Raw genomic sequence first — 25957 nt, forward strand, 5'->3', positions numbered from 1 at the left:
CTGCGCACAAAGTTTTTAGGTGTTTTTTTTCATTTTAACGCATCCGGAGCGCGCAAAAGGAAGGACTTTCATTTGTTTTTCGTACTTTTGCATATCTCTAAGTAGGTTTAGAAGATACAAAACACGAACTATGACGAAAAACTTATCGCCGAAAATCGCTCACATCCTTCATCTTTCGCAATTGGAGGCTCGACGCTGCAAGCTTTCCGGAGTGGGATCGATTGCCCTCTTGTTGGGCATTCTCCGCGACGAAGAATGTGCGGCTCACAAAATGATCGAACGCTTTGGCATACCGACAGAAACTCTTCGCGCCGCTTTGCAAGAAAGTCTGCCTCCTCATACAAACGAAACAACATCTGAAACAGACGCACCGTTTGACCCGGAAGTGGAGCGTATTTTGCGTCTTTCTCAATTGGAAGCACGTCTTCAAAAAGCAGAAGAAGCCACCGACGTACACGTTTTGCTCGCTTTGTTGCGCGACCACGTGAACGAAGGTTGCAAAGCCATGAGCAAATTTAATATAGACTATAAAAAAGCAATTCATCTCTTAAATCTCAAATCGGGAGTACAGCCCGCGCATGGCAGTTTGGGGCTGGCGGATGACGACAGCAACGAAAACACGACGGGAAAAGGAAGCGGATCCGGAGACAAAAGAGTAACCACAACCACAGCTCCCGCCGGTTCGCAAGACACGCCTATTATCGACAATTACGGCACAGACCTCACGCGTGCAGCCGCAGAAGGTGTGCTCGATCCCATTGTGGGGCGTCACGACGAAATTGAACGCATGGCGCAAATTTTGTCGCGTCGCAAAAAGAACAATCCCATTCTCATCGGTGCGCCGGGCGTCGGAAAAAGTGCTTTGGTCGAAGGCCTGGCTCAATTGATTGTTCAAAACAAAGTGCCTCATCTTCTTGCCAACAAGCGCATCGTTTCTCTCGACATGGCCACCATTGTGGCCGGAACTCAATATCGCGGACAATTTGAAGAGCGTTTGAGAAGACTGATTGACGAGTTGAAAAAACACCGTGAAATCATTTTGTTCATCGATGAGATCCACACCATTATCGGAGCCGGAAGCGCACCGGGAAGTCTGGACGCAGCCAACATTCTAAAACCGGCTTTGGCACGAGGCGAAGTGCAGTGCATCGGTGCTACGACCATCTGCGAATTCAAAAAGACAATAGAAAAAGACGGTGCACTCGACCGTCGCTTCCAAAAGATTCAGCTCGAAGCAACTTCACCCGAAGACACGCTGCAAATCCTTCGCAACATCAAGGATCGCTATGAGGATCACCACAACGTGATCTACACTGACGAGGCTCTCGAAGCCTGCGTCCGCCTGACGGAGCGATACATCGCGGATCGTTCCCTGCCCGACAAAGCCATTGATGCGCTCGACGAGGCCGGAAGCCGCGTACACTTGCTCAACGTTCGCGTGCCGAAAGAGATTGAAGAAAAAGAGGTGGAAACCACCAATTTGCGAACGCTGAAAGAAGCCGCCGCAAGCCGTCAGGAATATGAATTGGCGGCAAATCTGCGCGATCAACTCTCCCAAGCCGAAGCCGAGCTGAAAGGTTTGAAAGAAAATTGGCAGCAAGATCTGAAAAATCACCGCGTCACGGTGGATTTAGACGATATTGCGGGCGTTGTGTCTATGATCAGCGGAGTGCCGGCCGAACGTATGAAAGAGTCGGAAAACATCCGACTGAAAGGCATGAAAACGGCATTGTCGGAAAAAGTGATTGCCCAAAACCGAGCCATAGAACGCCTCACGAGAGCCATCACTCGAAACCGCCTCGGTCTTAAAGACCCCAATCGCCCAATCGGAACATTTATGTTTGTAGGCCCCACGGGAGTAGGTAAAACCCACTTGGTCAAGACGCTTGCCGAATTTATGTTCGGAAGAAAAGACGCCTTGATACGCATCGACATGAGTGAGTACGGAGAAAAATTCTCCACTTCACGCCTGGTCGGAGCTCCTCCGGGTTACGTAGGCTATGAAGAAGGAGGGCAGCTCACGGAACAAGTGCGCCGACACCCCTACTCTATCATTTTGCTCGACGAAATCGAAAAAGCGCACCCCGACGTGTTCAACACGCTTCTGCAAGTAATGGACGAAGGACGAATGACAGACGGCAATGGAACGACCGTCGATTTCCGAAACACCATTATCATCATGACTTCCAACAGCGGAAGTCGACAAATCAAAGAGTTTGGTGCCGGCATAGGCTTCTCCGCTTCCAAAGAGGGTTTGAGTGCCGATGCCGCCGAAAGCATTGTTCGCAAAGCTCTTCAACGTCAATTTGCTCCGGAGTTTCTCAACAGAATTGACGATGTGATCATGTTTGAGCCGCTCAATCGAAACAGCATCACCCTCATTGCCGATTTGGAAATCAAGGCGTTGGCAGATCGTTTGGCTTCAACCGGCCACACGCTCCACATCACCCCCGAAGCTACTGCCTTTGTCGCCCAAAAAGGCTATGAGCCTCAATATGGCGCGCGCTCTCTGAAAAGAACCATTCAAGAATTGATCGAAGATCCCGTCTGCGACCTTTTTCTTGACGGCCAACAGGGCACTCACCTTCATGTGGAACTGGCTCCAAGCGGAGACAAGTTGCACTTATCTTTTTCCGATCATTCATAAATCCCTTAGGAACAATGCCGCTGTCCTCTTCGGAGAACGGCGGCAAAAACCTTTACCATGCAAACCTCGATAGACATATTCGTTGCCTGTTCAAACCTCGCCGACCTGCAAGCGGCTGCCCGATTAGGCGAAACGGAAGGTGCTATGTTTTACCCCCTTGTGTTCGATGAAGATATGGGGCGGAGCATGTCTCCCTCAACGGGTATAGATTCTTTTATTTGTGTAGATTCTTTGACGTCTTCCAAAACGCTCCGAACCATTGCACAAAAAAGCACGGCCGAATATGTAGCCCTTTTCTTGAAGCCCACAAGTTTCCGGCCGGCCTATCGCTGTTTGGAACGCCTGCTCCAAGTGGCACGCGATTCCGATGCGGCCATGGTCTACTCCGACCGCCGGGAAATAAAATTCAACGAAGACCACAATCATCAAACCGCCGAGCATCATCCCGTCATTGATTATCAACTCGGCTCCATTCGCGATGATTTCGACTTCGGAGGCCTTTGGCTGGTGCGCGGAGATTTGTTGAGAAGGTTTTCCGCAGAAAGCAAAAGCCGTTATAAATTTGCCGCTTTCTATGCTTTTCGTTTGTTTCTGAGCCGTCATGGAAAACTGTTGCACCTACGCGAAACCCTCTATACGGAAGTACAAACAGATTTACGACAAAGCGGTGAAAAACAATTTGATTACGTAAATCCTGCTGCACGAGAAGTGCAAGTCGAAATGGAACGTGCCTGTACCACTCATCTCAAACATATCGGTGCATGGCTTGCTCCCGACGAATTCGACGAGGTTCCCGGATTTTCCTCCTCCGAAGACACAAAACCCGACACCACCGATGTGCAACCTCTCTCTTTCGACAATCTGCAATCGGATACGACGACGGAGGAGTTTCCCGTTACGGCGTCGGTCATTATTCCCGTACGAAATCGCGTACATACCATTTGCGACGCCGTGGAGTCCGTATTATCGCAAAACACGGACTTCTCATTTAATCTTATCATTGTGGACAATCACTCCACAGACGGCACAAAGGAAGCCCTCTCTCGCTTCGAGAGAGATGAACGCGTCGTGGTGCTTCATCCCGAACGTACGGACTTGGGGATCGGCGGTTGCTGGGATTTGGCCATACGTTCTCATCATTGCGGACAATATGCCATACAACTCGACTCCGACGATTTATACAGCGGAAGCGACACCCTTTCGCGCATCGTAGAGGTCTTTCAAAAACAAAAAGTCGCGATGGTCATCGGTGCCTATCGCATGGTGAACTTCTCTCTCGAAACCCTACCTCCCGGCCTGATCGCCCATACGGAATGGTCACCCGACAATGGCAGAAACAATGCTTTGCGTATCAATGGTTTGGGAGCTCCTCGCGCTTTCAATACCGCAATTCTCAGAAAAGTAGGTTTTCCCAACACCAGCTATGGCGAAGATTACGCCCTCGGACTGGCTCTTTCGCGCCATTACCGCATCGGCCGCATCTACGACGAGCTGTATCTTTGCCGAAGATGGGAGGGAAATTCGGATGCGGCTTTGAGTATCGAGAAAGTGAACGCCAACAACGCCTATAAGGACGAGTTGCGAACGCTCGAAATCCGAGCACGCCAACGTATGAACGCTCTTTGGAATCATCCGTTGAAAGAGGAAGAAGTATTGAATTTGTTTCACAAACAATTGACCGTTTGGGAAGAAGTGCGCAAGCGTTTTGAAGCCCTCTCCGACCAAATTCAAATCAAGCCGTTGCACACGGAAGAGTTCAACCTCGAAGCACAACACAACCCTGTACGCATCATTTCGACCGGTGCAAACATCAATCGCAAGCACCTCAAAAAACGTCCTTGCTTTCTTTGCGATCACAATCGCCCCGAAGAGCAACTTTCTTTGTCGGTCGAGGGGAAATATCAAGTGTTACTCAATCCTTTTCCCATTCTCCCTTATCATCTCACAATTCCCACCCGGCGCCACATACCTCAACAGATTGACGAACACCTCAGTGCTTTCTGCAAAATGGCGCAATCCCTTCCCGATTTTCTTGTGTTCTACAATGGTGCACGTTGCGGGGCTTCGGCTCCCGATCACGCCCATTTTCAAGCCGGCGGTCGAGGAATTGTTCCGATCGAACGCGATTGGGCAAAATATGAAGGACGTTTGGAACGCATCTACCCCCTGACAACCGAGGAAGTAGCCGAGACCGAAGAGGCCGGCTATACCGACAAACGCTCCGGCATTTATTTGCTTCGCGATTATGCCTGCCCGGCTTTTGTGGTTTTGGGAGAAGAAGCCGAATGCAATCAAAAGTTGCTACAAAAGCTCTTTGAAGCCATGCCCGTTCAAAAAGGAGAAAACGAACCCGACATGAACCTCATGGCATGGATGGAAAAAGGAGCAGGCACGCACAAAAAAACGCTGGTCGTCGTTGTTTTTCCACGCCGCAAACATCGTCCCGACTGCTACTTTGCCGAAGGGAAAAACAAGATGCTCATTTCTCCCGGCGCAATAGACATGGGAGGGCTTATCATCACGCCGCGCCCGGAAGACTTCGAACGCCTCACTTCAAAACAGGCTGTGGGGATATTGAAAGAAGTCGCCATGACCGACAGCGAAGTGACACAAGTCGCCAACAAACTGCACAAGGAAAAGCGTCGCAATCCCCGACAAAACGAGCCCGAGGGATTTGTCGATGCCACTGAGCCGATCGTGCAAGTCGGTATCATGAGTGCCGAGAAAATAACGTTTGTGCTCAACACGCCTTATGCAGCGAAAGGCGAAGCGGCCGGCGGCCGGCAAACCGTGGAATATCGAGACGGCGGAATCTTATGGAATGGCAACGTGTACAGCGAACTGAACTTCCGCCCTTCCACTCCTCTCGAAGAAGCCAATTTCACACTGCTCAATGTCGCCATCGGTATCAATTTCCATTGGGAGCGTCATCAGGCACAACATTTCCACGGAACGCTCAGCTTTATTGTGGATGAGGAGAAGCTGATTGCCATCAACCATATTCCTGCCGAACTCTACTTGGAGAGTGTTATTTCTTCGGAAATGAGCCCTTTATCGTCTTTCGAGCTACTCAAAGCCCATGCTGTGGTTAGTCGGAGTTGGCTGCTCAAACAAATGGAAGAGCGCAGAAGTCGCCAACATGCCGGAAGCAGTGATTTCTTCTCTTTCCAGCGAAAGGAGGATGAATATATCCGTTGGTACGATCGCGAAGATCACACGCTTTTTGACGTTTGTGCCGATGACCACTGCCAACGATACCAAGGCATTCCCACAGTCATGCGTCCCGAGGTTCGGAAAGCCATTGCCGAAACGCGCGGACAAGTGCTGATGTACAACTCCACAATTTGCGATGCACGATTTTCCAAATGCTGCGGAGGAATAACAGAGAGATTTTCAAGTTGTTGGGAAGATAAAGATGAAGAATATCTTCAAGCCTCTTCCGACAGTCCCTGCGTTTTCGAAGAGCATCCCACCTCTTTCCCCGACCTCACGGTCGAGGCTCACGCAGAGGCATGGATACGCAATCGACCCGAAGCTTTTTGCAACACCAACGACCGCCAAATGCTCTCGCAAGTGTTGAAAGACTACGACCAAGAAACCACCGATTTCTTCCGTTGGCAAACAGTATATACGCAATCGGAATTGTCTTCCATCATCTCTCGGAAAAGCGAAACGGACTTTGGGGAAATTCTCGATTTGACAGCAGTGGAAAGAGGAACGAGCGGCCGCATTGTCCGCCTCAAAATTGTGGGCACGAAAAAGACCATGACCATAGGCAAGGAGTTGGAAATACGTCGCATTCTTTCAGACTCCCACCTCTACTCTTCGGCTTTCGTGATCGACAAGAAAGACATCGACGTCAATGGCATACCGCAACGTTTTGTTTTGACAGGAGCAGGTTGGGGGCATGGCGTCGGACTGTGTCAGATCGGTGCCGCCGCCATGGCCGCCGCCGGACACCCTTATCGCAACATCTTACTCCACTATTACCACAACGCAGAAATCAGCCGCCGCTATGAATAAAGCGCGTCATCCTTGGACTTGGATTCCTTCTCTCTACTTCGTTGAGGGCATTCCCTATGCCGTTGTCAACACCGTGGCCTTGATCATGTTCAAGCGCATGGGGCTTTCCGACACCGAATGCGCGGCCTATACTTCCGGTCTTGCCCTTCCATGGATGCTGAAACCCTTGTGGAGTTCCTTTGTCGATATGTTCAAAACGAAACGTTGGTGGATTCTGACCATGCAAGTGTCGATATGCGTATCGTTGGGCAGTTTGGCGTTCACGCTCCCCACCTCGTTTTTTCTTCAATGCTCAATTGCTTTTCTCTGGGTCATCGCGTTCAGCAGTGCAACACTCGACATTGCCGCCGACGGTTTCTATATGATTGCTCTCGACGAGCATCAGCAAGCGCTCAATGTGGGCGTGCGCAGCACCTTTTACCGGTTGGCCACGATCTTCACGGAAGGTTTGCTCCTCATGCTCATCGGCTTATTTGAGGTCTACACCCGAAAGGCCGTTGTGGCTTGGAGTTGGGGCTTCGCTTTTTTGGGCGGAATATTTCTCCTTTGTTCGCTCTATCACAAAATCGTATTGCCACGATTGGAAGCCGATCACAGCGTCGGGAAAGAAGAAAAAAATGCTCGAGAAGTATTTCGACAATTCATGGAAACGTTCCGCTCTTTTCTCGTTAAGCCCCAAGCGTTTATTGCCATTTCTTTTTTGCTTCTCTATCGGCTTCCCGAAGCCCTCCTCGTCAAGATCACTCCTCTTTTCTTTTCCGAAAAGATGAGTTTGGGCGGTTTGGGCTTGACCACCTCCGAATTTGGTCTTGTAAAAGGCACGGTAGGTGTTGTCGGGCTTACGCTCGGCGGTATTCTCGGGGGTGTTGTGGTTGCTCGCGATGGTTTCAAGCGTTGGCGTTGGCCAATGGTAATGGCCATGTCGCTCCCCAATTTTTTCTATATTCTTTTGGCCTACTTCCAGCCGGAAAGTTTATTTTGGGTCAATGTTTCTGTCGGCATCGAGCAGTTTGGCTATGGCTTCGGCTTCACGCTCTATATGCTCTACATGCTTTATTTCTCACAAGGAGAATCAAAAACCGCACACTACGCCCTTTGCACCGGTTTCATGGCTTTGAGCATGCTGCTCCCCGGCTTAGTTTCCGGTTGGATTTCCGACAATCTGGGTTACTACAATAGCTTTATTTTCATCATGTTCTTAGTTCCGATCTCGTTTGTTGCCGCCGCCATGATTGCCGTACCCGACGACTTCGGCAAGAAATTAGTTCAATCTCAATAAAATCCATTATCCCCCATAGAGGCAGGCTCTCTGACGGACTCGCAACTTGACGGCGTTCTCACGAGCCTTTCCGCAATCTGCCACACGCCGCGTCCGTTTTTTCTACCCGGCACTAAGAAAACCCTACCTCTGAGTTAGAAAATTCTACTCGTTACCTAAAATAATCTCTCTCCTTACTATTTTTCTCCATTCCTTTTCGACACATGACACCCGAAGAAATCCGTCAAATGCGCCAAATCAATTTCAAGCAGACCAATGCTTTTGCCATGCAAAACGGCATGATCCAAGGCGCCTACTCCATTCTGACATTATCTGTTTTTGTTGCCGGTCTTTCCACTCCGCTATTGTCTTACGTTCACCTCATTCTACTGCTCAACTTCCCGATATTGGCATGTTTTCTGACTGCAAGATTTCGTCGTGAAGTAAGTCCTCATTTCACTTTTTCTTTCAGCAGAGGTTTCTCTCACACCTTGCTCACCGTGTTGTACGCCGGTTTATGGGCGGGAGTGGGTACTTTCGTCTACATAGCCTTCTTTGACAACGGACACATCTTCGACCTTTATCAAGCCCAAGTGTCGCGCCCCGAAATGGTTCAAGTCCTCGAAACGTCGGGCATGAACCGTCAAATCGCAGATGCTACGGGCGGAAAGACAATCGTACAGCTCATCGACGAACTGCGCACCATAAGCTCCGGAACGTATGCGGCCTTGATCGTATATTTCCACCTGCTGTCTTCACCTCTGATTGCCATTTTGGGAGGTGTGGTCAACATACGCCGCCCTAGACGATGATTGTCGTCGGACAGTGCCCCTGCTTTTTGCCTTGTTTATTATCATCTTCCTCTTTTTATGAACACCAATTCCAATATAGATATCAGCGTCATCGTACCTTTGTTCAACGAAGACGAAAGCATTCCCGAACTCTACGCTTGGATCAAACGCGTCATGCAAGCCCATGACTTTTCGCACGAAGTGATTTTCGTAGACGACGGTTCTACCGACCATTCATGGCAAATCATCGAAGAATTGTCGGCAAAAGACAGTAGCGTGCATGGTATTAAATTTCGCAGAAATTACGGAAAGAGCCCGGCATTGTATTGCGGTTTTCGCGCGGCCAAAGGAGATGTGGTCATCACTATGGACGCCGATCTGCAAGACAGTCCCGACGAAATTCCCGATCTTTACCGCATGGTTCAAGAGGAAGGCTACGACTTGGTGAGCGGATACAAGCAAAAACGCTACGACCCTATTTCCAAAACCATTCCGACAAAGCTTTTCAATGCCACGGCGCGAAAAGTGAGCCGCATACCCAACCTCCACGATTTCAACTGCGGGCTGAAAGCCTATCGCCGCGATGTGGTGAAAAGCATAGAAGTCTACGGCGAAATGCACCGGTACATCCCCTATCTCGCCAAAAATGCCGGTTTCGACCGCATCGGCGAGAAAGTCGTGCAACATCAGGCGCGTAAATTCGGAAAGTCGAAATTCATGGGATTAAACCGTTTCGTAAACGGCTATCTCGACCTGCTCTCTCTTTGGTTTCTCAACAGTTTCGGACTGAAACCGATGCATGTTTTCGGTTTTTTGGGAACGCTGATGTTTTTTGTCGGCTTCGTGGCCATCGTCATTGTGGGAGGTATAAAACTCTTCCACCTCTACACCCACACACCGGCTCCTCTTGTCACCAACTCGCCCTATTTCTTCATTTCACTCACTATGATGGTGCTGGGCACGCAGCTGTTCGTGGCCGGATTTTTGGGCGAACTCATCAGTCGCAACGCCGCCGGCCGAAACGACTATCACATTGAAAAAGAAATCTAAACCGTTCACATGCCACGCCATGTTTCGTAAGACTCTCGCAGTTTCGCTCCTTTTGTTGTCGTTGATCGGATGTTCCAACATCGACTGCCCCTTGGACAACCAAGTGCTGATGACGCTGAACTTCGTGGAATCATCAACACAAAAGAAGCATTCGATCACCGACACCCTTTCGGTGTACGGCTTGAAAAACGGCAGCCAACACCTGCTTTTCAACAAAGGAATCAAGATCTCCGCCATGCAACTGCCGCTCAATCAAGCCTCGGACAAAGACACACTTCTGCTCACGTTTGCCAACACAAGCGAAACGGAAACCGACACGCTGATCATCGATCACGCCCGGCAAGCCCACTTCGAATCGCTCGATTGTCCGGCCGCCACTTTCCACACCATTCGCTCGTTGATGTGGAAGCCGAGAAGCTCTTCTTCATCGCTCCTCTCCATAGACAGCGTGATTGTCACTCACCCCAATGTTCAATACGAAGATGTTGAAAATCTTAAAGTTTATCTTCACACTCCTGTGCAGTAGCTTCGGCGGAATGCTTGTTGCGATGGGACAAACTCCCACCGACACCACAAACTCCGCCGACGTTCAAGGCATACGCTTTGTTGATAAAGCCGCCGAGAAGTTGGCTCTGGCCTACAAAAATCGCTCTGTCCCTTTTTGGGGCGGTTTGAGTGTTTCGATAGATCTTGCCGGCGCAGCCATGGCCAATGCCACGGCGTGGGGGCAATATGAAGGAATGTTGCGCCTTAACCTTAGAAACACCTACTTTCCGCTCATCGAAGCCGGACAGGGACGCGCCGACCACACCGGAGAAACCTCCGGGTTGCACTTCGTCACACGGTCGCCCTATCTGCGTGTCGGTATGGACTACAATCTCAAAAAAGACCGCAGTTCCAAAAACCGGGTTTTCGTCGGGGCACGCTACGGATTTTCTTCTTTCCGCTACGACCTGAACGGCCCCGACATCATCGACGTTCATTGGAAAAACACCGTTCCCTTTCATTTCGAGGCATTGAACGGAAATGCCCATTGGGGCGAACTTACATTCGGGTTGGAATCTCAAATTTGGAAGTTCGTTCATTTGGGGTGGTCGGTGCGCTATCGTCGCCGCATTTACGAAAAGCGCAGCCCGACGGGCAGAACATGGTATATCCCCGGCTACGGCCGCAACAGCTCTTCGTCTACACTCGGAGGAACATTTAATCTCATTTTCGATCTCACGCATTTCAAACATAAGCCATAAACCTCTTCTTTCATGACTCGCAAACGCATTCTCGCCGTTCTGTTTCTTTTGTTTCTGGTCATCGGCACATTTTTTGTCCTATCTCGTTCGCGCTATCACACCAGCGAGGGGCGTATTTTCGGAACGACCTATCACGTCAAGTATGCCGGAACACAACAGCTCGATCAAGAAATTATCGAAGAACTCCGTAAGGTCGATCATGCCTTGTCCATATTCAACGACACAAGTGTCATTTCTCGTTTCAACCGCAACGAAACTTACGTTCCCAACGAAATGTTTGAGGAAGTTGTGAAGCTCTCTCAACAACTGGCCGCACAAACCGACGGAGCTTTCGACATCACCGTCGAACCTCTTGTGAACGCTTGGGGCTTCGGTTTCAAAAACAAAGAAAACGTGACCCCGTCGCAAATCGACTCGTTGAAGGCTTTCGTAGGTTACGAAAAACTGCACATCGCCAACAATGCTTTCTCCAAAAAAGATCCGCGCTTGGCACTCGACTGCGGCGCAGTGGCCAAAGGATACGGGGTAGATCGCATCGCCAAACTCTTGTCTGAAAAAGGATGTACGAACTACATGGTAGAAATCGGAGGAGAGGTTGTTGTAAAAGGAAAAAATCCCAAAGGAAAGCCATGGAGTCTGGGCATCAACAAGCCCGTGGAAGACTCCACCCAAACAAACAACGAAATACAGAGCATCATCCAACTCACGGACAAAGCTGTGGCCACATCGGGAAATTATCGCAATTTCTACTATAAAGACGGACAAAAATACGCCCACACCATTGATCCGAAAACAGGGTATCCCGTGCAGCACTCTTTGCTCTCGGCCACCGTGGTGGCTTCCTCGTGTACCCGTGCCGATGCTTTGGCCACCGCCTTTATGGTGATGGGCGTCGAAAAAGCCAAGACTTTCGTGTCCTCCCACACCGATGCAGACGCCTACCTGATCTTTGCCTCCCCCGACGGCACCTTGCACACTTGGATGTCGGAAGGTATGAAAAAACACTTACAAAAATAAGACGTGGAAAATCGTTTCTTTCACCGCCTCGTCAGCATTCAGCTCTTTCAAGGGTTGAGCACCGACGATTTCATGAATATTGCCGAACGAGTGCATTTTGACTTTCGCACCGTGGCCGAAGGAGAAAACCTTCTCGAAGAAGGTGACCCCTGCGAGCAACTCATGTGTTCGATCTCCGGGGTCGTGTGCAAAGAAATGCGCTGTGACAATGGCAGCTATTTATTCAAAGAATACTCGTCCACACCCACCGTCATGCAGCCCGAACGCCTCTTCGGCTTGCGGCCTCGCCATTCGGCAACTTTCACCGCCGCTTCGGAAGTGCAGTTGCTCATCGTTCCCAAACACGAAGTGCGCGACATCCTGTTCAAAAACATACCTTTCCACATCAACTTTTTGAACATGGTGTGTTCGGCACAGCACCTTTGGGAAACACGACTGTTTCATCCCCTCCCTCAGACGTTGCACCAACAGTTTCTGCATTTTCTCCTGATGCGTTCTTCTCGTCCTGCCGGAAAAAAAGAACTGATCATCGACATGGTTACGCTGGCAGCAGAACTGACAACGACCCGATTGCGCGTTTCGCAGATGCTCAACACGTTGAAAGAAAACGGTCTTATTGAACTGCGACGCAGACACATCATTATCCCCTCTCTCGAAAAACTCATTCAACATGCACAATAAAGAAGAAAAACTGGCTGCCTTCGGACGCCTGCTTGACGTGCTCGACACGTTGCGCGAAAAATGTCCGTGGGATCGCAAGCAAACCAACGAATCACTACGCCCCAACACGATCGAAGAAACCTACGAGCTATCCGATGCTCTACTGAAAGGCGATGAGCAGGAAATCATGAAAGAATTGGGAGATGTGCTCCTGCATGTTTGCTTCTATGCAAAAATAGGCGAAGAAAAGCAGGCTTTCGACATTGCCGAAGTTTGTCATAAACTTTGCGATAAGCTGATTTTCCGCCACCCTCATGTCTATCCGCCGGCCGGTTCGGAAGGCACATCGCTCGAAACCGCCTCCGAAGTAAGCCGACAATGGGAGCAAATCAAACAACAAGAAAAGGACGGTAACAAAAGTGTGCTCAGCGGAGTGCCCGCATCTTTACCCACACTCATCAAAGCCTATCGCATTCAAGACAAAGCACGCAATGTCGGTTTCGATTGGGAAGAAAGAACACAGGTTTGGCAGAAAGTAAAAGAAGAAATCAAGGAATTTGAACGCGAAGTGGAAAATATGGAAAAAGAAAAAGCCGAAGCAGAATTTGGTGATGTCTTGTTTTCATTGATCAATGCCGCCCGCCTCTACAAAATCAATCCCGACAACGCACTCGAACGTACCAATCAAAAATTCATCCGCCGATTTAACTATTTGGAACAAAAAACGATCAAACAAGGCCGCTCTCTGACCGACATGACATTGAGCGAAATGGATGAAATTTGGGAAGAAGCCAAACGAAACGAATAATCCGAGAGAAAAATGTCCAACCACATCTTGTTTCGACTGCCCGAAGATAAAGTGGTGCATGAATTGTTTTGCGGAGAACAAGTGACGCAACTCGGCGCATATACCGAAATCGGCAATGTTCCCGGATACGTTTTTTCTCCATTCTCTCCGTCTTCACAAAGCCCCATCCTTTTATTTCGACCCGAGGAAGAAAAAGCATGGATTCTGCCCAAGCGTTTTTCGGCGCGGCATATAGATTATACCGACACGGCAGAACAAGAACGCACGGCTTATCAAAGGGCTTTTGCCAAATGTATGAAACAGTTGGAAGACAATCGCGTTCGGAAAATTGTCTTGTCCAGACGCCTCACGCTTCATCTCGACAGCATCATTGACGAAGAAGATCGGAAAAACTTGTTTATCGCAGCCTGCAATAACTATCCGCATGCTTTTATTGCCCTCATCGAAACCAAAAAGTGGGGAATATGGCTTATTGCAACTCCCGAACTCTTATTGGAAGAAAAGAACGGCAGTCTGCACACCATGGCGCTTGCTGCAACCATGAGTGTGGAAGAAGGCGGACACCTTTTACCCGAGGCTTGGTCGCAAAAAAACCAAGCAGAGCAGGCCATGGTGGCCGATTATATTGAAGAGAAACTCACACAACTCCATTTGCCGCATTCGCGATCTGCCGTTTATTTGAAACAAGCGGCTCATCTTGTGCATTTATGTACCGATTTTACGACCCCACTACCCTCTTCTAATTTGTTGGGCAACATTATAGAGGCTCTCCACCCTACTCCGGCCGTATGCGGACTCCCCACCGATCAAGCCTCCTGCCTGCTCTCCAAAATAGAAGACCACGACAGAAAATATTATGCCGGCTTCTCCGGCCCCGTGTTGTCGGACGCCGGCACTCACCTCTTTGTCACCTTGCGCTGCATGTCACTACATGAGAATACGGGCACGCTTTATGCCGGCGGAGGGTTATTGCGATCGAGTGATATTGAAACAGAATGGGTCGAAACGCATCGAAAGATGAAAACGATGCTTCACCTTTTGCAATAGTTCGATAAGCGGTGTTCTTCAAAAAAACACTCCAAAGAGATCGACAAAAACAAATTCTCCTCATACGCTGTAAAACTCACTCCCGAACATAGAAGTTGTCTGTCGGCAAATTCTATTCTTGGTGGCAAAGGGCACGGCAAAGGCCTCCCATACATAAGAAAAGACCTCTATACAAAGGTCAAAAGTCTTGATCATCAAGAAGAGGAGCAAATGGTAACTTGCGGAAATTAGGTCTGTGATAGTTTTTTCTACTCGTTACTCCGTTGGCACTACTACTTGGGTAAAATTCGCTCCGACACATTAAAGCATATTCGGACAAGCCGCAGAGGAGATGAAGCAATTCTCCCCCAAAAAGAAGTAACTTTCAGCCCTACCAAGACTTTTTCTTTTATTTATCTACATTGTCTACATTTACCTCATAAACAACAGATATATAGCGAATTGCGAATGTAGACAATACGAAAATTCAACTACATTCGTTTTCACAACTTACACACGGCATCGGGCAGTCGTGCGCCTGCCCGCAATCACTCATGTAGACAGTGTAGGTTTTGGTAAAATCAGTCTACATTCCTTTTTATCTGTGTATCATACACTTAACCTCTTTCCGTGTATATTAGGTTACCGTCAGATACACTCGCATATCACTGAAAATCAAAGCATTTCAGTGTATCGTGTAGGTTTTTCAGCGATTTTACAAGATAAACACTTGGGAAGCCTACATTATGAGCCCTCTCTTACCTCCCCCCATTTGATGTTCAGCAAAAAGAGCGCATTCGGCTACATCACGGAAATTTGAGGCGGTTTTGAAGAGGCATTGTTGTGTGGAGGATGTATTTTGCTATGGACTATTTCCTATTCAAAAAGTAAATCAGTGTAGCAGTTGGAGTCAAAATACGACTCTTACCAACTCCGATGGCCGTTCATATAAGAACTTGCCGATAAAACAAATCTTATTGTAATGACTTGTTTTATCGGCAAGTTTTATTTCCAAATAATCGATTGACGATTATTGCAGAAGTTTTTGGATTTGAATTGCCAATTGATCGGCAGGGTCAAGTGCCAAGACTTGTTCCACATATTTCTTGCAAGTGGCATCGTCATTAGTCTTCAAAGCATAGATCATGAGATATTGCAAAGCACGCTTCTTGTGGGTAGCATAGTCTGCATTATCTCCGATCAATTCCACGGCTTGTGCGTAATATTCACGAGGCTTTTCTTCTGCTTCTTGCGGATTGGTAATCCAAAGAGTGGCGCGGAAATAAGGGCCTCTGTAATTGGTGGGTTGTGCCTCCATGTATTCGGCAAAAATTTTATCGCCGGCAAGGATGTACTTCATACGATCCTCTGTATTTTCGGCAAGTTCTTTGGCGGAAATATAAATATTCGCCAATCCGAATTTCTCGGCTTCATCAACTTTATCTCCGAGCAGTGAAAGATATTTTTTGTATACGTCAATGGCTTCAAAAGGTTGTTTGTTCTTACGAAGCAAATTGGCCAATTTCTTATATCCATCGGCTTTTGCCTCATCCTTTTGCAAGGCAAGACGAAGATACTCAATGGCCGTGCTGTCATTGTTCAGCAATTCGGAAGCATAAATAGAGGCATAGAGATAGTCAAGATACAGATAAAGGCTGTCGTCATATTGCTTTTCCGTGAGATATTTGATGGACTCTGCAGAAGCGGCATCGAAAGTTTCTACTTCCGAGAAGAACTTCATGCGACGCACCACAAGGTCTTTCGGATCAATGGGCAACAGTTTTGCAGCCATTTCCTTGATGGTAAAGAAATCCTTTTGGTTCATCAAAGAAAGCAAATAGTTTTCGCCGGCACGCAATTCTTCGACTCCGGGATTGGGCGTTTGTTCGAAGAAAGACTGATAGGCTTTTACGGCTTCTTTGTAGTCTTCATCGTGATAAGCTATGTCACCCAGTTCTTTGTAGGCAGCGACGTCTTTGGGGTTCAGGGCAATGATTTTTGCCAATGTCTCTTTGGCCACAATCGTATTCACATATTTGTAAACACGCGCATTGAGGCGAAGTGCTTCAATGTTTTCGGGCTCATAATTGAGAATTTCATCGAATTTCTGTCCGGCCGTACCCCAATCCTTACGCAACATGGCAACATGGCCGCTGAGCATCAATCCGGGAATATAGGCAGGATCAACGGTATAGACCTGTTGTGCACATTGACGAGCACAAGGATAGATGTTCTTGTTTAAGAAAAAAGCTCCGACTGCCACTAATTGCTCTTTGTCATTACGAACTTTACGGAGCAATTTACTAAATGTTTTGTTGGCGGCATCAGGGTCGCTGAGTTGAAATGAAATAACTTCGTCCGCCATGGCTTGAATTTCCGTTTTCATTTCCGGAGCTTCGAAAGCCGAAGTGGTTTGTGCTTGTAGTTCGCCAAAGCCGATCCAAGAGCAGGCCGCAAGCATGAGCGAGAGCATGAGATTTTTCTTCATATTGGCTATAATATTTTAGTTTCGTTTTTATGATATTCGAGATTTCAAAAACAATCTTTTCTCCCAAAAACGACTGCAAATATAGATAATTCTCCCCAATCATAAGGGCTTTGCCTAAAAAAAATGTAAGAATAAGAGTTTTTTAAACATTATAGGCAGACATTCCGGCAGTCAGACGACTTTTTATCAATAAAAGAGAGTATATTTGCACCCTACTAATACAAGAATAAAGTTATCCAAATAACAGTTTTCAATTATGAAGAAATCATTTTTTTTATTGGGGGGATTGCTGCTGGCAGTAACAACAAGTTGCGCCAAACAAAATCCGACTATTCCTCAACAAGATGCCATAGAGTCGGAGCAAACAACCGCCACTCAATCAGACAGTCGAATTAAAACGGTAAACAGTCAATTGTCGGGTATTGAAGCCTTCGAAGAAATTAAAAAGAGCTATAAAGGCAAAGTCGTTCTCATCGATTTTTGGGCTACATGGTGTCCGCCTTGCAGGTCTGCCATGAAGATGCTGGGAGAAATCAAACCCGGATTGAAACAAAAAGGAGTTGAATTTGTCTATATCACCGGCGAAACATCACCCGAAGCCGATTGGAAACAATTTATTGCCTCCATTGACGGAAATCACTATCGTTTGAGCGACAAGCAATGGCAAGAATTAAGCATGAAATTGGGCATGCCCGGCATTCCGGCCTATCTCGTATTGAACAAAGACGGTAGCGAAGCTTTTTCAAACGTCACGGAGGGCGGTTATCCCGGCAATGAAATCATAGAAAACAGCATTGAAATTGCTTTAACCAAATAAGCTGTAATGCTTCTCACTTCTTATTTGCACGCTTTCGGAGAATATTTAGTGCTCATGGCTCGTACTTTCTCGCGCCCTGAGCGCTTTCGTATGTTCTGGAAGCAATATGTCAAAGAGATGGCACAACTGGGGGTGGACTCCATCGGTATTGTTTTGCTCATCTCCTTTTTTATCGGTGCCGTCATCTGTATCCAAATCAAACTTAACATCGAAAGCGCATGGATGCCCAAATGGGTAAGCGGATATGTGACCAGAGAAATCATGTTGCTCGAATTTTCTTCCTCGATCATGTGTCTGATTTTGGCAGGAAAGGTCGGCTCCAACATTGCTTCCGAAATCGGGACAATGCGCGTCACTCAACAGATTGACGCATTGGAAATTATGGGAATAAACTCCGCTTCCTATCTCATTTTACCGAAACTGATCGGCATGCTGACCATGATTCCGTTGTTGGTGGTTTTTTCTACCACAAGTGGCATTATCGGTGCCTATGCAACGGCTTATATCGGGCATATTCTGACACCGGCTCATCTCACGGAAGGCATACAATATGATTTCAATCAATGGTATTTTTGGATGGGAGTGGTGAAAAGTGTTTTCTTCGCATTTATTATTTCGAGTGTGTCGGCCTACTATGGCTATCGTGTTAAAGGCGGATCGGTAGAAGTCGGCAAGGCATCCACCGATGCGGTCGTGACGTCTTCCATGCTCATTCTCTTTTCTGATCTTTTTCTCACCCAACTGTTATCATGATCGAATTGTTTGAACTTCGAAAATCTTTTGAAGACAAAAAAGTGCTGAAAGGCATCTCGACGACTTTCGAGTCGGGAAAGACAAATCTCATCATCGGACAATCGGGTTCGGGAAAGACCGTGTTGATGAAATGTATCGTAGGCTTATTTGAACCCACTTCGGGAAAAGTGCTCTATGATGGCCGCGACTTTGTCCGAATGACAAAAAAAGAGCGCATGGCTCTAAGGCGAGAAATGGGTATGATTTTTCAAAACGCGGCATTGTTCGACAGTCTTTCCGTATTGGAAAACGTGATGTTTCCTCTGGACATGTTTTCCGAGGAGAGTTATGCTTTCCGCAGAAAGAGAGCACAATTTTGTTTGGATCGAGTGAACCTGACCGATGCCGCCCACAAATATCCCGGAGAAATATCGGGAGGGATGCAAAAACGAGTCGCCATTGCACGCGCCATCGCACTTCAACCCAAATATTTGTTTTGCGACGAACCCAATTCCGGGTTAGACCCCAAGACTTCTTTGGTCATCGACGACTTAATCCACTCCATTACTCTTGATTTTAAGACAACAACGATCATCAACACTCACGACATGAATTCCGTCATGGGAATCGGAGACAATATCCTCTATCTGTATGAAGGGCGACGTGAATGGGAGGGTTCGAAAGACGAAGTAATGGGGGCAGAAAATGAACGTTTGAACAGCTTTATTTTTGCCTCAGATCTTTTCCGAAAGGTAAAGGAAAATGCAATATAAAAAAGAGGTGACATCAAAATGATGTCGCCTCTTTTTGACTTCGAGATGAAAAACACAAATCAGGATAGAACGGCACATCGTGAAAATGTGACGCGACTATCGCCAATTCAAATTTCATCATCATGCGTTATGGTCAGAAGTATGTCTTCCGGATGCAGTTCTATCTTACCATTGGGCACTATGACACTGCTTCCGCGCTTGATCAGCATGACAAGTGTTCCTGTCGGAAAAGTCAAATCAGACAATCGAACAGGAGGGAGATGCAACGCCAATACATCCATTTCACTTTGCAACGTATCGGCCGGCAGTGTTGCTTTTCGCTCTTGAATTTTCAACAGTTGTTTTTCGGTTAATACTATTTCATTCAATCGTGAAGGCAGATGATCCGGTAGTTCTATGCCAAACTCATTGCCGGTTTTCTCGGGTGGCGTATCTAAGTTTAGCCATTTTGCAAACATGGAAATCGTTGTTCCTTGCAATAAAAGAGACAATAAAGTGATAAAAAACACAATATTAAATAGCATCGGTGCATGGCTTACTCCATGTATCAATGGATAAGTTGCAAAGATAATCGGCACAGCCCCTCTCAGCCCGACCCACGATAAAAAGATCTTGGCTTTCGAAGGTATTGCTCCGAATGGTAGTAAACAGAGAAATACGGTGATCGGTCGTGCCACAAACATCATGAAGAACCCGATGGCCAACGAAGCCAATGCCACGTCAAACAATTCGGAAGGATTGACCAACAAACCGAGTGTGAGAAACATGATAATTTGCATGAGCCATGTCATTCCTTCCATGAAAGTCGTCATCTCTCGACGATAAGACAAACGCTCATTTCCCACAACAAGCCCGGCAATATAAACGGCCAAATAACCATTTCCCTTGGTCAGGTCGGTTACGGTAAAAAGAATGAAACTTATACTGAGCAGCAAAACCGGATAAAGCGTGGCATTGGGTAAGTCTATACGGTTTATCAACCAAACACTGGCTCGCCCTCCATAATACCCGATGATGCCGCCGATCGCAAATTGCAAACCGATATTCGACAACAACGAAACAAAAGAAAATTCTCCCGGAAATACGGCGACCTCCATCAAAGCAATGGTCAGCATATAGGCCATAGGGTCGTTACTACCGCTTTCAAGTTCAAGCACCGGTCGAAGATTGTGGCGAAGCCCTATGCCCTGCGAACGCAGAAGACTGAACACGGAGGCAGAGTCTGTGGACGACATTGTGGCCGCCAACAACATGGCGACTACAATAGATAATTCGAGATTAAATCCGGGAAAGAACGAAAGGACATAAGCAAAAGTTCCTGTCAGTGCCGTTGTCATCACAACGCCGAGTGTAGACAGCACCACGCCGGGGCCGACCACCGGACGAATGTCCCGAAACTTAGTATCCATTCCTCCCGTGAAAAGAATGATACTCAACGAAAACATTCCGATAAATTGTGCTCCTTTCGGACTGTCGAATTGCAAACCAAGTCCGTCGCTACCGAAAAACATACCGGTAAAGAGAAACAACAAAAGTGTCGGAATGCCGAAGCGATACCCCGTCTTACTGATGAGAATGCTGATAAAAACAAGTAAAGCGCTTAGGAGAAGTAAGTTTTCGGGATTAAAGAGCATATTATATTAAAGAGATAATCAAATTCACTTATCAAAATTCGAAAGAAAAAGCCGCAACACTGCCCTATTTCTTTTTCGAACTGCTAAATTAGTTTTTTTTTTCGAGATATACAAATTCGGTCATTTAATACCTTGCAAGAAAAGACCGGTGAAAACATCGACAATAAAAGACGAACAAAGAAAATCCGAAGAAGTATATTCTCTCCCACATACAAAGACCGCTTCGACATACTCTTGATGTTGAAGCGGTCTTTATTGTGGGCAGATTACCAAAGGATCATCTTATCCGTAAATGATTTTACCATTTTCGTCCTCAAACTCTTCGGTGCCTTTTGAGTATTGGTTCATGGCTCTCATGCTCATGCCCATGCTCGAAAATCCTCCGTCGTGATACAGGTTTTGCATGGTCACTTTTCTCGTGAAATCGGAGAACATCATGATCGTATAGTCCGCACACTCTTCTGCCGTGGCATTACCGAGCGGAGACATCTTATTGGCAAAATCCATGAGATCGTTCATTCCTTTCACGCCGCTACCTGCCGTTGTGGGAGTGGGGCTTTGAGAAATGGTGTTGATGCGCACATTCTTTTCGCGGCCATAGATATAGCCGAAACTTCTCGCAATACTTTCAAGCAAGCTCTTGGCATCGGCCATGTCATTGTAGCCGAAGAAAGTACGCTGAGCGGCAACATAAGAAAGTGCCACCACGGAAGCATATTCATTCAAGGCGTCTTGTTTCTTTGCCACTTGCAGCATTTTGTGGAAAGACAATGCGGAAATATCAAGCGTTTTCGAAAGATAATTGTAATCAAGATCGTCGTATGTGCGCTGTTTGCGAACATTCAAACTCATGCCGATAGAGTGCAAAACGAAATCAATCTTTCCGCCCAACAAGCGTTGGCTTTCTGCAAAAACTTTTTCGAGATCCTCCACGCTGGTAGCATCGGCAGGAATGACGGGAGCATTCAATTGCTCGGAAAGAGCATTGAGCTCTCCCATGCGCAAAGCTACGGGCGTATTGGTGAGCGTGATGGTAGCTCCTTCTTCCACTGCTTTCACAGCAACTTTCCATGCGATGGAGTGTTCATTGAGCGCGCCAAAAATGATACCGCGCTTACCTTTCAAAAGATTATGTGTCATAAAAGTACGAATATACTTTAAGTAATTAGGTTTCTAATGCGCAAAAGTAAGAAAAATGTGCATTTTCAACAACAAATAAAAAGCGGAACAGGCATTCTCGATGCGCATTCGGTGAATTTCGCAATCTCTGAATTGCAAATCCGCGATAGCAAGATGATAATCCTACAACTTTCTTCGCGGCAAGAAGTCCGATTGGCATTTCAAAACAGCCATTGCCCGCTCATCTTCTCTTTCCCGTCTATAAACGAAAAAGGAGGCAAGCCGATTTCATGAAACACAGAGCCGTCATCATTGCCTTTTCAGCGACAATGCTATTCTTTGATCTTTATTCTTCCTCTTTGGGGTTAGAGGCTTCGATGATGTCGATCACACCTTGTTTGAGAGCCAAAAAGCCACGAATAACGGCCTTATAAGCTGCAATCAAGCACTTCACCGCAAAGCGATACATCAAAATCGAAACCTTCAACAAGAGCCGGATCCAATCGCCAATCGTATCGGTTTTCACCCCATAATGCCGGCAAAGCTCTCTCCACCCCCAAACCCAGAGCAAAGGCAATGCGACTCCCGCAAGGACATAGGCCGTCCAAAAGAGATCATCCTTGTAAACGGTCACCACCGGATGCCCTCCCACCATTACCCACGGAAGCCCGTAAAATGCCACTTTGAGGGCACTTACCACCTTGAACGCAAGAAGATGAAACCCGAAAATATAGATGCTGTTATCTCCGATGAACACAAGAAGCCGCCGTATCCCATTGTCCGTTTTATTCAGCAACAACGATAGGTTTTGCAAAAAAACAAATCCGCTCACACCGGCGATCGACAACACATAAATGGAAGAAAGACTTGTGCTTTTGGGACTCATGGACACAGGATGCCAAATCGTAAAAATGACAAGTGGCAACAGCCCTATCAACATCTTTACTGCCGGACGGTTGAATTTCGCAGGCATATTCCTCTGCTCTGCGGCGCGCAGCATAAAGCCCGTTGCCATAAAAAACACACCCATGATTTCACGAAATCCGCCTTGAAAAAGCCCGGTGATTTTCAAACCTTCCACATGTTGCCACGTGGCCAATGCCAACATCAAAAAGGCAACGACACAGGCCTTAAAAACAGGTTTATAAAGACGAGTTACACGCGATAGCAATATCAGTAAGAACAAAAATCCCACATTTGCGACAAACAAGGATCGAAAAAACCAAAAAGAACCGGCCAAAAACACGTCGTATCCGGACATGTTGAAAACAATACTCCACAAATTCTGCACGGCTTGATGCCACGTATAGGGATGCGTCACTCCTCCGGCAGAGTTGCCATATTGTTCGGAAAGCAATCCGAGGGGAAACAACAGATTATGGATCAACAGAAAAAAGACACTCCATTTCAAAAACGGCAGATAAAGCCGCTTAAAACGACGAGCCACAAAAGCGGAGTTTTCATTCAGATTGCGCCAATCAAAGAAATATCCGGCCAAAACAAAGAATACGGGCACGTTGATCAGATAAGCAAACCGTGCAACATAAAGCGGCGCCGAAGCATGAGCCACGACAACCAAAACAATGGCCAAAGCCTTCAATATGGAAAAAGTGGTGTCGCGCATATAAATACAGACAAACTAAAAAAGATTTTTATTGAAAGAGAAAACAAAGAGAAAGTGCCGTTCGGCCAAACACCGCGCAGCCTCAAATCATCGTTCTAAACGAATCGACTACCCCCACCAACTCTTCATCATCATTGATCACAAGCACGGAGTGTATTTTATGCTGTTGCAATAGATTTTCAATTTCCGAAACCTTCGTTTCCGGCCTTACGGAAATTGGTTTCCGGCTCATCATTTCTGCCACCGTGCGGACAAAGAAACTATCCCCGAAACGCTCCATTCCGCGTCTTATATCTCCGTCGGTAATCACTCCGACGATGCGCCGGTCTTCGATAGCAATGCACATCCCCAATCGTCCCGAAGTCATCGCGACCAAGGCTTCGCCCATTTGTGCCGTCGGAGCTATGGTGGGCAGGTTTTCACTTTGCATCACATCGCAGGCGCGAGTCAAAAGCCGACGTCCCAAAGCTCCTCCGGGGTGGAATTGTGCAAAATCTCCCGCTTTGAAATCCCGTGCCACGATCAATGCACAAGCCAAAGCATCTCCCAACGCCAGTGTCGCGGTAGTGCTGCTGGTCGGAGCAAGCCCCATGGGGCAAGCCTCATGACCGACAGAGATATTCAAGTGAACCGTACTATATTGTGCAAGTAGAGAGGAAGCATTTCCGCTCATGCCGATGATGGGAATTTTCTTTGCAATCAAATAGGGGAAGAACCGCAACAATTCGTCCGTCTGCCCGGAATTGGAAATCGCCATGACAATATCGCCCTGTGCGATGACCCCCAAATCACCGTGAAAAGCATCAAGCGGATTGATGAAAAAGCTCGGAGTTCCCGTAGACGATAACGTTGCCGCTATTTTCGCGCCGATATGTCCGCTTTTTCCCACACCCGTCACCACCAGTTTACCACGAGCGGAAAGGATCAACTCCACCGCTTTGTCAAAATCATCGTCAATATTCGGGATCAAGGCCAACAAAGCATCAGCCTCGTCGCGAAGACATTGAATGGCAGTTTGTTTATAAACAGACATTAAAAAACAGACTTAAATTAAAGTTTCAATAAGTTGATCTATTTCGCTCAAATATAACATGTTCGGGCCGTCCGAAAGAGCTTCGTCGGGAGAAGGGTGAGTCTCAAAAAAGAAACCTTGTGCTCCAAAAACCTTGGCGGCTCTTGCCATGGAGGGTACATGCTCCCGATCTCCTCCCGTTGTGCCGTTTCCGCTTCCGGGACGTTGCACGGAGTGCGTGCAATCCATAATCACCCGATCCGCCCATTGCTTCATAAGCGGAATGTTCCGAAAATCCACAACAAGATTATTGTAACCAAACGTATTTCCGCGTTCGGTCAGCCAGACCTCTTTCGCACCGCTTTCTCTGCATTTCTCTACCGGAAATCTCATGTCGTCACCCGACAGAAATTGTGCTTTCTTTATATTGACAATACGTCCCGTTTGAGCCGACGCCACCAGCAAATCTGTTTGTCTGCACAAAAAAGCGGGGATTTGTATCACATCCACAACTTCTCCCACGGCCGAGGCTTGATAGCTTTCATGAACATCCGTCGTCAGCGGAAGGGCATAGCGAGAGCCGATGTCAGCCAACATTTGCAGACCTTTTTCCAAACCGGGGCCTCGGAAAGAGTGCAATGAGGTTCGGTTCGCTTTGTCGAAAGAGGCTTTGAAAAACACCTCCACTTTCAAACGTTCGCGAATTTCGACAAGCCGACGCGCTACGACGTCAAGCAACTCCAAACTTTCAATGACACAAGGGCCGGCTATGAATACTGGGGACATATAGGGGAAACTATGATTGAAACATATACATTTACATTGCGTGCAAAATTACGAATTAAATCGAAATGCACCGCCATGTTCTCTCTAAAACCGCATCTAAACCCTAAGGCAATGCAATATCGTGCCCCCTCATGTGTTTTTGTTTATTTCTTATACACAACCTACATTTTCGATATATCCCTCTCTTACACAAAGAGATACGAATGTATGCAATCATCACACGGCATCTACATCATACATTTGAACCATACGCCACACATCGCCTGCAACAGCTCGTTGCTTGCGGCGATTTCTCAAAGACAGTGCAGATGCTGCAAACGGAAAATGCCTCTGCATACATTCGTTATACTTTCACTATCAGATGATTGATCGTCGAATGTAGACAGTGTAGACACTCAACGCAAACATCTGTGTATATATGTGCAACAATGCTTTCTACACAAAT

At 47.2% G+C, this 25957-nt stretch carries 20 protein-coding genes; 14 read left to right on the plus strand and 6 right to left on the minus strand.

The window, feature by feature from the left end; all coding sequences use genetic code 11:
- Nucleotides 1-130 precede the first annotated feature (130 nt).
- From EII14_RS02275 to EII14_RS02325, 11 genes are all read left to right on the plus strand, one after another.
- Complete coding sequence (locus EII14_RS02275) at nucleotides 131-2647, plus strand: ATP-dependent Clp protease ATP-binding subunit (RefSeq protein WP_124930953.1); 2517 nt, start codon at nucleotides 131-133, stop codon at nucleotides 2645-2647.
- A 57-nt stretch (nucleotides 2648-2704) separates the two neighbouring features.
- A complete protein-coding gene (locus tag EII14_RS02280; RefSeq protein ID WP_124930954.1) occupies nucleotides 2705-6670 on the plus strand; it encodes a DUF4922 domain-containing protein in 3966 nt (1321 codons plus the stop codon).
- The gene (locus EII14_RS02285; protein WP_124930955.1) at nucleotides 6663-7949 is read left to right on the plus strand and encodes an MFS transporter; all 1287 of its coding nucleotides are present in this window, start codon (nucleotides 6663-6665) and stop codon (nucleotides 7947-7949) included. The genes EII14_RS02280 and EII14_RS02285 overlap by 8 nt, the downstream gene beginning before the upstream one ends.
- Before the next feature lie 203 nt (nucleotides 7950-8152).
- On the plus strand, nucleotides 8153-8740 hold the full coding sequence (locus EII14_RS02290) for a DUF4199 domain-containing protein (protein ID WP_124930956.1): 588 nt from the start codon (nucleotides 8153-8155) through the stop codon (nucleotides 8738-8740).
- 75 nt (nucleotides 8741-8815) lie between these two features.
- On the plus strand, nucleotides 8816-9769 hold the full coding sequence (locus EII14_RS02295; RefSeq protein WP_124930974.1) for a glycosyltransferase family 2 protein: 954 nt from the start codon (nucleotides 8816-8818) through the stop codon (nucleotides 9767-9769).
- A gap of 19 nt (nucleotides 9770-9788) precedes the next feature.
- Nucleotides 9789-10295 carry a DUF6452 family protein gene (locus EII14_RS02300; RefSeq protein ID WP_124930957.1) on the plus strand — a complete coding sequence of 169 codons (507 nt, stop codon included), beginning with the start codon at nucleotides 9789-9791 and terminating at the stop codon, nucleotides 10293-10295.
- On the plus strand, nucleotides 10252-11016 hold the full coding sequence (locus EII14_RS02305; protein ID WP_124930958.1) for a DUF6048 family protein: 765 nt from the start codon (nucleotides 10252-10254) through the stop codon (nucleotides 11014-11016). Before EII14_RS02300 ends, EII14_RS02305 begins: the two co-directional genes overlap by 44 nt.
- A gap of 12 nt (nucleotides 11017-11028) precedes the next feature.
- Nucleotides 11029-12033 carry an FAD:protein FMN transferase gene (locus EII14_RS02310; RefSeq protein WP_124930959.1) on the plus strand — a complete coding sequence of 335 codons (1005 nt, stop codon included), beginning with the start codon at nucleotides 11029-11031 and terminating at the stop codon, nucleotides 12031-12033.
- Between the two features lie 3 nt (nucleotides 12034-12036).
- The gene (locus EII14_RS02315; RefSeq protein WP_124930960.1) at nucleotides 12037-12714 is read left to right on the plus strand and encodes a Crp/Fnr family transcriptional regulator; all 678 of its coding nucleotides are present in this window, start codon (nucleotides 12037-12039) and stop codon (nucleotides 12712-12714) included.
- On the plus strand, nucleotides 12704-13501 hold the full coding sequence (gene mazG / locus EII14_RS02320) for a nucleoside triphosphate pyrophosphohydrolase (RefSeq protein WP_124930961.1): 798 nt from the start codon (nucleotides 12704-12706) through the stop codon (nucleotides 13499-13501). The genes EII14_RS02315 and mazG overlap by 11 nt, the downstream gene beginning before the upstream one ends.
- Nucleotides 13502-13513: 12 nt before the next feature.
- On the plus strand, nucleotides 13514-14548 hold the full coding sequence (locus EII14_RS02325) for an isochorismate synthase (RefSeq protein WP_124930962.1): 1035 nt from the start codon (nucleotides 13514-13516) through the stop codon (nucleotides 14546-14548).
- A gap of 1009 nt (nucleotides 14549-15557) precedes the next feature.
- Here the strand turns inward: EII14_RS02325 and EII14_RS02330 are convergent.
- Nucleotides 15558-17015 (minus strand): tetratricopeptide repeat protein, encoded by a 1458-nt coding sequence (locus EII14_RS02330; RefSeq protein ID WP_124930963.1) that lies wholly within the window; start codon nucleotides 17013-17015, stop codon nucleotides 15558-15560.
- A gap of 256 nt (nucleotides 17016-17271) precedes the next feature.
- Between EII14_RS02330 and EII14_RS02335 the strand changes: the two genes are divergently transcribed.
- From EII14_RS02335 to EII14_RS02345, 3 genes are read left to right on the plus strand one after another with little or no spacing between them, the layout of a single operon-like run.
- Nucleotides 17272-17832, plus strand: coding sequence for a TlpA disulfide reductase family protein (locus tag EII14_RS02335; protein WP_124930964.1), 561 nt, complete (start codon nucleotides 17272-17274; stop codon nucleotides 17830-17832).
- 6 nt (nucleotides 17833-17838) lie between these two features.
- On the plus strand, nucleotides 17839-18585 hold the full coding sequence (locus tag EII14_RS02340) for an ABC transporter permease (RefSeq protein WP_124930965.1): 747 nt from the start codon (nucleotides 17839-17841) through the stop codon (nucleotides 18583-18585).
- On the plus strand, nucleotides 18582-19337 hold the full coding sequence (locus tag EII14_RS02345; RefSeq protein WP_124930966.1) for an ABC transporter ATP-binding protein: 756 nt from the start codon (nucleotides 18582-18584) through the stop codon (nucleotides 19335-19337). The genes EII14_RS02340 and EII14_RS02345 overlap by 4 nt, the downstream gene beginning before the upstream one ends.
- Before the next feature lie 107 nt (nucleotides 19338-19444).
- Here the strand turns inward: EII14_RS02345 and EII14_RS02350 are convergent, their stop codons facing one another.
- The 5 genes from EII14_RS02350 to kdsA form a co-directional block, all read right to left on the minus strand.
- Entirely contained in the window at nucleotides 19445-20971 is a 1527-nt protein-coding gene (locus EII14_RS02350) for a potassium/proton antiporter (RefSeq protein ID WP_124930967.1), read from the minus strand.
- A gap of 282 nt (nucleotides 20972-21253) precedes the next feature.
- Complete coding sequence (locus tag EII14_RS02355; protein WP_124930968.1) at nucleotides 21254-22111, minus strand: enoyl-ACP reductase; 858 nt, start codon at nucleotides 22109-22111, stop codon at nucleotides 21254-21256.
- Nucleotides 22112-22436: 325 nt separating this feature from the next.
- Nucleotides 22437-23714 carry an acyltransferase family protein gene (locus EII14_RS02360; protein ID WP_124930969.1) on the minus strand — a complete coding sequence of 426 codons (1278 nt, stop codon included), beginning with the start codon at nucleotides 23712-23714 and terminating at the stop codon, nucleotides 22437-22439.
- Between the two features lie 82 nt (nucleotides 23715-23796).
- Nucleotides 23797-24747: an SIS domain-containing protein gene (locus tag EII14_RS02365; RefSeq protein WP_124930970.1), complete on the minus strand. Its 951-nt coding sequence runs from the start codon at nucleotides 24745-24747 to the stop codon at nucleotides 23797-23799.
- A gap of 12 nt (nucleotides 24748-24759) precedes the next feature.
- A complete protein-coding gene (gene kdsA / locus EII14_RS02370) occupies nucleotides 24760-25512 on the minus strand; it encodes a 3-deoxy-8-phosphooctulonate synthase (protein ID WP_124930971.1) in 753 nt (250 codons plus the stop codon).
- Nucleotides 25513-25957 lie beyond the last annotated feature (445 nt).

This window comes from Alloprevotella sp. OH1205_COT-284, assembly GCF_003859795.1.
Taxonomy (GTDB): Bacteria; Bacteroidota; Bacteroidia; order Bacteroidales; family Bacteroidaceae; genus Alloprevotella.